At 62.6% G+C, this 11,400-nt stretch carries 11 protein-coding genes; 8 read left to right on the top strand and 3 right to left on the bottom strand.

From position 1 onward, the window contains the following. Positions 1 to 125: 125 nt before the first annotated feature. Positions 126 to 893 (top strand): FCD domain-containing protein, encoded by a 768-nt coding sequence (locus RAC97_RS17485; RefSeq protein WP_375098674.1) that lies wholly within the window; start codon positions 126 to 128, stop codon positions 891 to 893. Between the two features lie 150 nt (positions 894 to 1,043). On the opposite strand, the gene smpB is transcribed toward RAC97_RS17485, so the two are convergent. Beyond that, positions 1,044 to 1,526 carry an SsrA-binding protein SmpB gene (gene smpB / locus RAC97_RS17480; protein ID WP_375098675.1) on the bottom strand — a complete coding sequence of 161 codons (483 nt, stop codon included), beginning with the start codon at positions 1,524 to 1,526 and terminating at the stop codon, positions 1,044 to 1,046. Positions 1,527 to 1,686: 160 nt separating this feature from the next. Between smpB and RAC97_RS17475 the strand changes: the two genes are divergently transcribed. Continuing rightward, a complete protein-coding gene (locus tag RAC97_RS17475) occupies positions 1,687 to 2,121 on the top strand; it encodes a type II toxin-antitoxin system RatA family toxin (protein WP_375098676.1) in 435 nt (144 codons plus the stop codon). Positions 2,122 to 2,199: 78 nt separating this feature from the next. On the opposite strand, the gene RAC97_RS17470 is transcribed toward RAC97_RS17475, so the two are convergent. Continuing rightward, on the bottom strand, positions 2,200 to 2,724 hold the full coding sequence (locus RAC97_RS17470) for an outer membrane protein assembly factor BamE (protein WP_375098677.1): 525 nt from the start codon (positions 2,722 to 2,724) through the stop codon (positions 2,200 to 2,202). 97 nt (positions 2,725 to 2,821) lie between these two features. Here RAC97_RS17470 and fur point away from each other — a divergent pair, with 97 nt between their 5' ends. Then, positions 2,822 to 3,226 carry a ferric iron uptake transcriptional regulator gene (gene fur / locus RAC97_RS17465; RefSeq protein WP_375098678.1) on the top strand — a complete coding sequence of 135 codons (405 nt, stop codon included), beginning with the start codon at positions 2,822 to 2,824 and terminating at the stop codon, positions 3,224 to 3,226. 144 nt (positions 3,227 to 3,370) lie between these two features. On the opposite strand, the gene recN is transcribed toward fur, so the two are convergent. After that, positions 3,371 to 5,044, bottom strand: coding sequence for a DNA repair protein RecN (recN, locus tag RAC97_RS17460; protein WP_375098679.1), 1,674 nt, complete (start codon positions 5,042 to 5,044; stop codon positions 3,371 to 3,373). Positions 5,045 to 5,135: 91 nt separating this feature from the next. On the opposite strand from recN, the gene grpE reads away from it, so the two are divergent. From grpE to carA, 5 genes are all read left to right on the top strand, one after another. Beyond that, entirely contained in the window at positions 5,136 to 5,780 is a 645-nt protein-coding gene (gene grpE, locus RAC97_RS17455; protein WP_377748280.1) for a nucleotide exchange factor GrpE, read from the top strand. Positions 5,781 to 5,881: 101 nt separating this feature from the next. Further along, a complete protein-coding gene (dnaK, locus tag RAC97_RS17450) occupies positions 5,882 to 7,810 on the top strand; it encodes a molecular chaperone DnaK (RefSeq protein WP_375098681.1) in 1,929 nt (642 codons plus the stop codon). 201 nt (positions 7,811 to 8,011) lie between these two features. After that, entirely contained in the window at positions 8,012 to 9,136 is a 1,125-nt protein-coding gene (dnaJ, locus tag RAC97_RS17445; RefSeq protein WP_375098682.1) for a molecular chaperone DnaJ, read from the top strand. 13 nt (positions 9,137 to 9,149) lie between these two features. Continuing rightward, entirely contained in the window at positions 9,150 to 9,956 is an 807-nt protein-coding gene (dapB, locus tag RAC97_RS17440; protein ID WP_375098683.1) for a 4-hydroxy-tetrahydrodipicolinate reductase, read from the top strand. A gap of 265 nt (positions 9,957 to 10,221) precedes the next feature. After that, the gene (gene carA, locus RAC97_RS17435; RefSeq protein ID WP_375098684.1) at positions 10,222 to 11,358 is read left to right on the top strand and encodes a glutamine-hydrolyzing carbamoyl-phosphate synthase small subunit; all 1,137 of its coding nucleotides are present in this window, start codon (positions 10,222 to 10,224) and stop codon (positions 11,356 to 11,358) included. Positions 11,359 to 11,400 lie beyond the last annotated feature (42 nt).

Below are 11,400 nucleotides of genomic sequence, written 5' to 3'. Positions count from 1 at the left end.
GGTCGGATGCCGATGAGTGGGTGTTTGCGATGCTTTGAAAAGCGCTGGCTGGTGGGTGCCTGTGGGGCGCGGATGCGCGAGAATAGGCGCCCCCGGATGGCCCAGGGGTTTGTGGAGAGCATGTGATGGTTTTCAATCAGGTCCGCCAACGGCGCCTGTCCGACGATATCGTCGATCGTTTGGAAGGGATGATTCTCGAAGGCACGCTGACCTCCGGGCAGCGCCTGCCTGCCGAGCGTGCCCTGGCCGAGCAGTTCGGGGTATCCCGCCCTTCGCTGCGCGAGGCGATCCAGAAGCTGGTGGCCAAGGGGTTGCTGGTCAGTCGCCAAGGGGGCGGCAACTATGTGGCCGAGGCGCTGGGTTCGACCTTCAGCGACCCGCTGCTGCAACTGCTCGAGCGCAATACCGATGCCCAGCGCGACCTGCTGGAGTTTCGCCACACGTTGGAGGCTTCATGTGCCTACTACGCGGCCCAGCGCGCCACCGAACCGGATCGCCAGCGCCTCAAGGCGGCATTCGATACCTTGCAGGACTGCTACGCGCGCGCCGATGAGGTAAGCCGGGCGGAGGAGGGGGCTGCGGATGCGCGCTTCCACCTGGCGATTGCCGAGGCCAGTCACAATGCAGTGCTGTTGCACACCATCCGCGGGCTGTTCGACCTGCTCAAGCGCAACGTGGTGACCAATATCGGGGGCATGTACCAGCAACGTACGGAGACCCGCGACATGCTGATAAGCCAGCACCGCGAGTTGTACGAGGCGATTGTAGAGGGGCGTGCGGACGATGCGCGGGAGGTGTCGAGTCGGCACATCCTGTATGTGCAGGAAGTGCTGGAAGAGGCTCAGCAGCAGGCGCAGCGGGTAGCGCGTGCGGAGCGGCGCAGCGGGCGTTAGGTCGGGGGGCAGGGCCGTGTAGGAGCGGGTTTGCCCGCGAAGAAGGCAGCGCGGTGCATGGCACCGGCTGGGCCGGTGTTCGCGGGCGAGCCCGCGCCTACAGGAAATGTGCTGAACCTGAAGCGGATGCCCGACTCAGCACAGCAGGAACTAGTCTTCCTTGCCCTTGTTGCGTACCGCGCGCTGGATCTCGCGGTTGTAGTCGCGCTCGCGCTGGGTGTCGCGCTTGTCGAACTCCTTCTTGCCCTTGCCCAGCGCGATTTCGCACTTGATCAGGTGCTTGCTCCAGTACAGCGCCAACGCCACGCAGGTGTAGCCCTTCTGCGCCACGGCCGCTTCCACGCGCTCGAGCTCGCGCTTGTTCAGCAGCAGCTTGCGGGTACGGGTGGGGTCGGCGATGACGTGGGTGCTGGCCGCGGTCAGCGGGGTGATGTGGCTGCCGAACAGCCAGGCTTCGCCATCCTTGAGCAGCACATAGCTGTCGGTCAGGTGCGCCTTGCCGGCCCGCAGGCTCTTTACTTCCCAGCCGGACAGGACCAGCCCGGCCTCGAACTTGTGTTCGATGAAGTAATCGTGTCGCGCCTTCTTGTTTTGCGCGATGGTCCCGGTCGGATGTTTCTTTTGTTTAGCCATAGGGGCGGCATTATAGGCAGTCGCCGCGTCCTCGGCTACGGGGTTTCTGTGCGCTTGAGCCTGTAGGATGAATCCCGGACAATACAGGCCTTGTTCCTTTGCACGGAACGGTTCCGAAGCGCTGCGAAGCGCTGCCGCCCAGTTTGGAAGTGACGCCTGGATGACTACCCATATTCAACGTTCCGCCCTGCTGCCATACCCCGCCCAGGCGCTCTACGACCTGGTCAACGATGTGGCCAGTTACCCGCAGTTCCTGCCCTGGTGCTCGGCCTCGACAGTGCTCGAAGCCAGCGACACGCACATGCGGGCACGGCTGGAAGTGGCCAAGGGGGGCATGAGCCAGCAGTTCGTCACGCGCAATGTGCTGGTGCCGGGGCAGTCGATCGAGATGAACCTGGAGGAGGGGCCGTTTACCCAGTTGCATGGTGTCTGGGTGTTCAAGGCCTTGGGTGAGAAAGCCTGCAAGATCAGCCTGGACCTTTCCTTCGATTATGCCGGCCCTATCGTGCGCGCCACCCTTGGGCCGCTGTTCAACCAGGCGGCCAATACATTGGTCGATGCGTTCTGTCAGCGTGCCAAGCAGCTCAATGGCTGAGTTGCTTCTTGCGTAGCCTTTAGAGGCCCCAAACAAAAAGCCCGGACCATGGTCCGGGCTTTTTCGTTGCCGTCGCGGTTACTGCGGGGCGGTTTCCAGCGGTGCCGGGGTTGGCACTGGCGTGGTCTCGATGGTGTCGATTTCGCGCTGGATCGACTCTTCCAGCGAGCCTGGCTTGGCCGGTGTTTCCGGCTGCTGCTGGCTAGGCTGGTTGGCCGGGCTGACCGTGGTGTCGCCGCTGCCGCCGAGGATTTCCTGGTCCCGGCTCACGCCTGGCATGAAGTCGCCGGACAGGCTGACCAGTTGGTCGCTCTCGTTGAAGAAGATGCTCATGCGCTCTTGCTGGCGTTTGCCGCCACCAGGCTGCAGGCTGTACAGGTAGTCCCACCGGTTGGTGTTGAAGGTGTCCTGCAGCAGTGGGTTGCCCATGATAAACCTTACTTGCCGTCGGGTCATTCCGGGGCGCAATTGGTCTATCATGTCTTGCGTGACGACATTGCCCTGCTGGATGTCGATTTTGTAAACCCCGGGAAACGAGCAACCGGCGAGTGCGAGCAGTCCCACGAGGGTGAGGCTGGTTAGCAAGAGCTTGGTGTTTTGCATCGGTGGGCGACTTCCACTATCTTGGCTGGACAACGTAAACCCCGATCATACCCGTATTAAGAGAAGCTGCGAAGCAGCATCGGCGAGAAAGCTGACCATGGTTGAAAATAGCGAATTGCGCAAAGCCGGTCTCAAGGTGACCCTGCCTCGAGTCAAGATCCTACAGATGCTCGACTCCACCGAGCAGCGTCACATGAGCGCCGAGGATGTCTACAAGGCGCTGATGGAGGCTGGTGAGGACGTCGGCCTGGCGACCGTCTACCGCGTCCTGACCCAGTTCGAAGCAGCGGGTCTGGTGGTTCGCCACAACTTCGACGGCGGTCATGCGGTATTCGAATTGGCCGACGGTGGACACCACGACCACATGGTCGATGTGAATACCAACGAAGTGATCGAGTTCATGGATTCGGAAATCGAGCGTCGTCAGAAAGAGATCGTGGCCGAGCATGGCTACGAGCTGGTGGACCACAACTTGGTACTGTACGTACGCAAGAAAAAGTAACGATTTCGATCGTTGGAGCAGCAGAGGCGACCTTCGGGTCGCCTTTGTCGTTTCTGGGGTAGTGCGGGGGGCTTATGGATTTGGCGAGGGTGTAGGCGCGGGTCGTTCTCAAGCCCCGGCGCTGGGGAAGAAACCGGGGCAGGGTCAGGCCTTGCTCGTCACCACCATCTTGCGCGCATGGGCCAGTGACTCCTTGGTCAGGTCGATTCCGCCCAACATGCGCGCCACTTCCTCCACCCGCTCGCGTTTGCCCAGGTTGGCTACGGCGGTGTGGGTGGTATCGCTGTTGCGCGCCTTGTGCACGAACAAGTGGTGGTGCCCTTGTGCCGCCACCTGCGGCAGGTGAGTTACGGTCAGTACCTGGCCGCGCTCGCCAAGGCGGCGCAGCAATTGGCCGACGATTTCCGCCGTGGGGCCACCGATGCCCACGTCCACTTCGTCGAACACCAGTGTCGGGATGCGCGAGGTCTGCGCGGTGATGACCTGGATCGCCAGGCTGATGCGTGACAGCTCGCCCCCGGACGCGACCTTGGCCAGCCCCTTGAGGGGTTGCCCGGGGTTGGCACTGACCAATAGCTCTACCTGTTCCAGGCCGTGGGGCGATAGCTCGCCGGCGTCGCTGGGCGACAGCTCGATGCAGAAGCGTCCGCCGGGCATGCCCAGGCGCTGGATCTCCTGCTCCACGGCAACGGCCAATTGCGCCGCCGCCTGCTTGCGCAGGGCGCTCAGCTCTTCGGCCTTCTCTTTATAGTGCTGCGCGTAGGCGGCCAGCTCGTCGCCCAGGCGCTCGATGGACTCATCACTGGCGTTGAGCCCTTCGAGCTCTTCCATCAACCGCTGTTGCAGGAAGGGCAGCTCAGTGGGGTGGACGCGGTGTTTGCGCGCCAGGGTATAGATAGTGTCCAGCCGCTCTTCCAGGGCTTGCAGGCGCATGGGGTCGGCGTCGAAATGGTCGAGGAAGCGGTTCAGTTCGCCGACTGCTTCTTCTACCTGGATCTGCGCGCTGGCGATCAGGTTGACTGCCTCGCCCAGGGCCTTGGGGGCGTTGTGCACGGCCGTGAGGCGGTTGAGGCTTGCAGTCAGGGCACTTAGCACGTTGCCCGAGTCGCTTTCGCTGCACTGGTCGATGACCTGGCGGCAGATGCCGAACAGTGCTTCGGCGTTGGTCAGGTTCTTGTGTTCCTGCTCCAGTTGCTCCAGCTCGTTCTCGCCAAGGCCGAGGTTGTCCAGTTCTTCCAACTGATAGCTGAGCAACTGGTGGCGCGCACGTTGCTCGTCCCCGGAATTGGACAGGCGTTCCAGCTCCTGGCGAGTCTGGCGCCAACGCTGGGCGGCCAGTTGCACCTGGCGGGCCAGGTCGATGGCGCCCGCGTATTCGTCCACCAGGCGGCGGTGGGTGTCGGTCTTGAGAAGCGATTGGTGTTCATGCTGGCTGTGGATGTCGATCAGCAGCTCGCCCAGCGCTTTCAGGTCGCCCAGCGTGCAGGGCGTACCATTGATATAGCCGCGGCTGCGCCCTTCGGCAGTGATCACCCGGCGCAGGATGCATGGGCCGTCGCTTTCCAGGTCGCGCTCGGCCAGCCAGGTGCGGGCCTCGGGAATGTCGACCAGGTCGAAGGTGGCGAGCAGGTCGGCCTTGTCTGCGCCGGGGCGCACCACGCCACTGTCGGCGCGATCGCCCAGGGCCAGGCCCAGGGCGTCGAGCATGATCGACTTGCCGGCGCCGGTCTCACCGGTGATGACGGTCATGCCGCGAGCAAGCTCGAGGTCGAGGTGTTCGACGATGGCGTAGTTGTGGATGGACAGGTGCACCAGCATGAGCGCCGCTCCCGTGGGGTGATGTCTGGTTATTTATACAGTAGTTTTTTCCAGGCTGCCAAGCCCGTCTGGCGGTCGGTTAAAACCGAATTTGCCCTTGAAGCTGGTTTTTCCGGCCCCATATACCGGGCAGACAAGGCGGGCGCAGCCCGTACACCAGAAATCGCGAAGGAGAAACCCGATGGCTGACGAACAGCTGGATGAAAAGAACCTTAACGCCGAAGAAGCCGGCTCCGAGGACCTCGGTGCCCGCGTCCAGGTGCTCGAGGAGCAGCTGGCCGCCGCCAAGGACCAGTCCCTGCGTACCGCTGCCGACCTGCAGAACATCCGCCGTCGCGCCGAGCAGGATGTCGAGAAGGCCCACAAGTTTGCCCTGGAGAAATTCTCCGGTGACCTGCTGCCGGTGATCGACAGCCTGGAGCTGGCCCTGGCGCACTCCAGTGCCGACGACGAGAACGTCAAGAAGATCCGCGAAGGTGTCGAACTGACCCTGAAGATGTTCCAGGACATCCTCAAGCGCTACAACCTCGAAGCCATCGACCCGCATGGCCAGCCGTTCAACCCTGAACACCACCAGGCGATGGCCATGCAGGAAAACGCCGAGGTCGAGCCTAACAGCGTGCTGAACGTGTTCCAGAAGGGCTACCTGCTCAATGGCCGCCTGCTGCGCCCCGCCATGGTGGTGGTCAGCCGCGCGCCGGCAGCGCCGCAACCTTCGATCGATGAAAAGGCTTGAAATCCTTCCGGGCATCCCCATCTAGGTGTCAAGCATTCAAGTATTGCTGCAGATGGCCAACGTAGCCGCTGCAACCAAATTCAAGTTTCGGGAGAGTTAACATGGGCAAAATCATCGGTATCGACCTGGGGACTACCAACTCGTGCGTCTCCATCCTGGAAAACGGTAACGTCAAGGTCATCGAGAACGCCGAAGGCGCGCGTACCACCCCTTCGATCGTGGCCTACGCCAATGACGGCGAAATCCTGGTCGGCCAGTCGGCCAAGCGCCAGGCCGTCACCAACCCGCACAATACCCTGTTCGCCGTGAAGCGCCTGATCGGTCGTCGCTTCGAAGAAGACGTCGTGCAGAAAGACATCAAGCTGGTGCCCTACAAGATCGTCAAGGCCAGCAACGGTGACGCCTGGGTCCAGGCCAGCGGCAAGGACATGGCGCCGCCGCAGATCAGCGCCGAAGTGCTGAAAAAGATGAAGAAGACTGCCGAAGACTACCTCGGCGAGCCGGTCACCGAAGCGGTCATCACCGTTCCGGCCTACTTCAACGACAGCCAGCGCCAGGCCACCAAGGATGCCGGTCGCATCGCCGGCCTGGACGTAAAACGCATCATCAACGAGCCGACCGCCGCTGCACTGGCCTACGGCATGGACAAGGCCAAGGGCGACCACACTGTCATCGTCTATGACCTGGGTGGCGGTACCTTCGACGTTTCGGTCATCGAAATCGCCGAAGTCGACGGTGAGCACCAGTTCGAAGTACTGGCCACCAACGGCGACACCTTCCTGGGTGGCGAAGACTTCGACATGCGCCTGATCGACTACCTCGTCGACGAGTTCAAGAAAGAGTCCGGCATGGACCTGAAGAACGATCCGCTGGCTCTGCAGCGCCTGAAGGAAGCCGCTGAAAAAGCCAAGATCGAGCTGTCGTCCGCTCAGTCGACCGACGTCAACCTGCCGTACATCACTGCAGACGCTACCGGTCCTAAGCACCTGAACGTGAAGATCAGCCGCGCCAAGCTGGAGTCGCTGGTAGAGGACCTGGTCACTCGTACCATCGAGCCATGCCGCATCGCCTTGAAGGACGCCGGTATCGATGCCAGCAAGATCGACGACGTGATCCTGGTCGGTGGTCAGACCCGTATGCCGCTGGTACAGAAAGCCGTTGCCGATTTCTTCGGCAAGGAAGCCCGCAAGGACGTCAACCCGGACGAAGCCGTCGCCATGGGCGCCGCCATCCAGGGCGCCGTGCTGGCCGGTGACGTGAAGGACGTGCTGCTGCTGGACGTCAGCCCGCTGACCCTGGGTATCGAAACCATGGGCGGCGTGATGACCGCGTTGATCGAGAAGAACACCACCATCCCGACCAAGAAGTCGCAGGTGTTCTCCACTGCCGACGACAACCAGAGCGCGGTGACCATCCACGTACTGCAGGGTGAGCGCAAGCAGGCTTCGCAGAACAAGTCCCTGGGCAAGTTCGACCTGGCTGACATTCCGCCAGCGCCACGTGGCGTGCCGCAGATCGAAGTGACCTTCGACATCGATGCCAACGGTATTCTGCACGTCGGCGCGAAAGACAAGGCCACCGGCAAGGCGCAGTCGATCGTGATCAAGGCCAACTCCGGCCTGTCCGACGAAGAAGTCGAGCGCATGGTGCGTGACGCCGAGGCCAACGCCGAGGAAGACCGCAAGTTCGAAGAACTGGCCGCTGCCCGCAACCAGGGTGACGCGCTGGTGCATTCGACCCGCAAGATGGTCGTCGATGCTGGCGACAAGGCTACCGCTGAAGAGAAGGCCGCGATCGAAGCTGCCGTGGTTGCACTCGAAGGCGCGCTGAAAGGCGACGACAAGGCGGCCATCGATGCCAAGGTCGAGGAGCTGTCCAAGGTCTCCGCGCCGGTTGCCCAGAAGATGTACGCCGAGCAGCAGGCCCAGCAGCCGCAGGGTGGTGCCCAGCAGCAAGCCGAGCCTGAAGCCAAGCACGACGACGTGGTCGACGCCGAGTTCGAAGAAGTAAAAGACAACAACAAGCAGTAATCTCTGCCTGTTGTCGCCCGGTTCAGCGTCGATCGGCGCTGAACTGGTAGGATGTCGCCGCGCGGGGGCTTGCTCCCGCGTTGGCGTGTCTGGAACACGGGAATTATTTCCAGCATCTGTCAGGGCGCATTGCGTGTGTGGCGGCAGGTGCTTAAGGCACGGCGAACGGATGCCGAGAGCCCCCAAGAGTGCAAATGACCTATGGCAAAGCGTGATTTTTATGAGGTCCTGGGTGTCGAGCGCGGCGCCAGCGAAAGCGACCTCAAGAAGGCTTATCGCCGCCTGGCGATGAAGTACCACCCGGACCGTAACCCGGGTGACAAGGAGTCGGAAGAGAAATTCAAGGAGGCCAACGAGGCCTATGAAGTGCTCTCCGATGCCAGCAAGCGCGCCGCGTTCGACCAGTATGGCCACGCCGGCGTCGACCCGAGCATGGGGGGCGGCGGTGCCGGCTTTGGTGGCGCCAACTTCTCCGATATCTTCGGTGATGTGTTCAGCGACTTCTTCGGTGGTGGCCGTGGCGGCGCGCGCGGGGGTGCCCAGCGAGGCAGCGACCTGCGCTATACGTTGGAGCTGAACCTCGAAGAGGCGGTACGTGGCACGACTGCCAACATTCGCGTACCGACGCTGGTCAACTGCAAACCGTGCGACGGCAGCGGCGCCAAGAAGGGTTCGACCGCATCGACCTGCCCGACCTGCGGGGGCATTGGCCAGGTGCGCATGCAGCAGGGCTTCTTCGCCGTGCAGCAAACCTGCCCGCGCTGCCATGGCCAGGGCAAGATCATCACCGACCCTTGCCCGTCGTGCCACGGCGAAGGCCGCGTCGAGGAATACAAGACCCTGTCGGTCAAGGTGCCAGCGGGTGTCGATACTGGCGACCGCATTCGTCTATCCGGCGAGGGCGAGGCCGGTGCCCATGGTGGCCCGACCGGCGACCTGTATGTGGTGATCAGCGTGCGTGAGCACGAGATCTTCCAGCGCGACGGCAAGCACCTCTATTGCGAAGTACCGATCAGCTACACCGACGCAGCCCTGGGTGGCGAGCTGGAAGTGCCGACCCTCGATGGCCGTGTGAAGCTGAAGATTCCCGAAGGCACCCAGACCGGCAAGCAGTTCCGCCTGCGCGGCAAGGGCGTGGCGCCTGTGCGCGGTGGTGGTGCCGGCGATCTGCTGTGCCGGGTGGCGGTGGAAACCCCGGTCAACCTCAGTCGTCGCCAGCGCGAGCTGCTCGAAGAACTGCGTGACTCGCTCGAGGGCGACAAATCCCATTCGCCCAAGGCCACTGGCTGGTTCGACGGCATGAAGCGCTTCTTCGGCGACCTCTGACAAGGAACAGGCTATGCGACGTATTGCGGTAATGGGTGCGGCAGGGCGGATGGGCAAGACCCTCATCGAGGCCGTGCAGCAACAAGCCCCCCAGGCTGGCCTGACGGCAGCGATCGACCGCCCGGACAGCTCGCTGGTTGGCGCCGATGCCGGTGAGCTGGCTGCGCTGGGGCGTATCGGCGTGCCGATTCGCGATGACCTGAACAAGGTCGCCGACGAGTTCGACGTGCTGATCGATTTCACCCACCCCTCGGTGACCCTGAAGAACCTGGCGTTCTGCCGCAAGGCGGGCAAGGCCATGGTCATCGGGACCACGGGTTTCACGCCGGAAGAAAAGCTGTTGCTGGAAGAGGCGGGCAAGGAGATTCCGATTGTCTTCGCCGCCAACTTCAGCGTTGGCGTCAACCTGTGCCTGAAGCTGCTGGACACCGCTGCCCGTGTACTGGGTGACGATGTGGACATCGAGATCATCGAGGCGCACCACCGTCACAAGGTCGATGCCCCGTCGGGCACGGCGCTGCGCATGGGTGAGGTGGTAGCCAAGGCGCTGGGGCGCGACCTGCAGGAAGTGGCTGTTTATGGCCGTGAAGGCCAGACTGGCGCGCGGGATCGCCAGACCATCGGTTTCGCCACCGTGCGGGCGGGGGACGTGGTGGGCGACCACACCGTGCTGTTTGCCGCTGACGGCGAGCGCGTGGAGATCACCCACAAGGCTTCGAGCCGCATGACCTTCGCCAAGGGCGCGGTGCGAGCTGCGCTGTGGCTGGATGGCCGCGAGCCTGGGCTGTATGACATGCAGGATGTGCTGGAGCTGCGCTGATCGCGAGGTCGGTGTTGGCTTCATTCGCGGGCTTGCCCGCAAATGAAGCAGCGCAGATTCTCAACCTGTCGCAAACCTGTGTTTTAGAGACACATATGCGGTAGACCAAAACCACACTTTTCTGTAAACTACAGCTTTAGTGTATCCACTAAAAGCGCGCAGTGAATTGAATTCAGCACATAAAAGCGGGGTGACGTTTCCAAACGGCACTCCGCTTTTTTGCAACCTGCGATCGCCCTTTCAGGCTTGAATTACGGGAGGTCTCTTGACTAAGCCAGCCATACTCGCCCTTGCCGATGGCAGCATTTTTCGCGGTGAAGCCATTGGAGCCGACGGTCAGACCGTTGGTGAGGTCGTGTTCAACACTGCAATGACCGGCTACCAGGAAATCCTCACAGACCCTTCCTACGCCCAGCAAATCGTTACCCTGACCTACCCGCACATCGGCAACACCGGCACCACCGCCGAAGATGCCGAGTCCAACCGCGTGTGGTCTGCGGGCCTGGTGATTCGTGACCTGCCGCTGCTGGCCAGCAACTGGCGCAATACCCAATCCCTGCCTGAGTACCTCAAGGCCAACAATGTCGTGGCCATCGCCGGTATCGACACCCGCCGCCTGACCCGCATCCTGCGTGAGAAAGGCGCCCAGAACGGCTGCATCCTGGCTGGCGACGACATCACCGAAGAAGCTGCCATCGCCGCTGCCCGCGCTTTCCCGGGCCTGAAGGGCATGGACCTGGCCAAGGAAGTCAGCACCAAGGAGCGCTACGAGTGGCGTTCCAGCGTTTGGGAGCTGAAAACCGACAGCCACCCGACCATCGACGCTGCTGACCTGCCTTACCACGTCGTGGCCTTCGACTACGGCGTCAAGCTGAACATCCTGCGCATGCTGGTCGCCCGCGGCTGCCGCGTCACTGTGGTGCCGGCCCAGACGCCAGCGAGCGAAGTGCTGGCGCTCAACCCTGATGGCGTGTTCCTGTCCAACGGCCCTGGCGACCCGGAGCCTTGCGACTACGCAATCCAGGCGATCAAGGAAGTACTCGAGACCGAGATCCCGGTGTTCGGCATCTGCCTCGGCCACCAGCTGCTGGCCCTGGCCTCCGGCGCCAAGACCGTGAAGATGGGCCACGGCCACCACGGTGCCAACCACCCGGTCCAGGACCTGGACACCGGCGTGGTCATGATCACCAGCCAGAACCACGGTTTCGCTGTCGACGAAGCCACCCTGCCGGGCAATGTCCGCGCCATCCACAAGTCGCTGTTCGACGGCACCCTGCAGGGTATCGAGCGCACCGACAAGAGCGCGTTCAGCTTCCAGGGCCACCCTGAAGCGAGCCCAGGCCCGACCGATGTCGCGCCACTGTTCGATCGTTTCATCGATGCCATGGCCAAGCGCCGCTGAGCATCCTGCATCAAGGCCCCGGACCGGCCTGCGCCGCGTCCG

Source organism: Pseudomonas sp. LS_2, assembly GCF_042709235.1.
Taxonomy (GTDB): domain Bacteria; phylum Pseudomonadota; class Gammaproteobacteria; order Pseudomonadales; family Pseudomonadaceae; genus Aquipseudomonas.
Note: the sequence above shows the minus strand (reverse complement) of the source record. Positions and strands in the feature narration are given on the sequence as shown.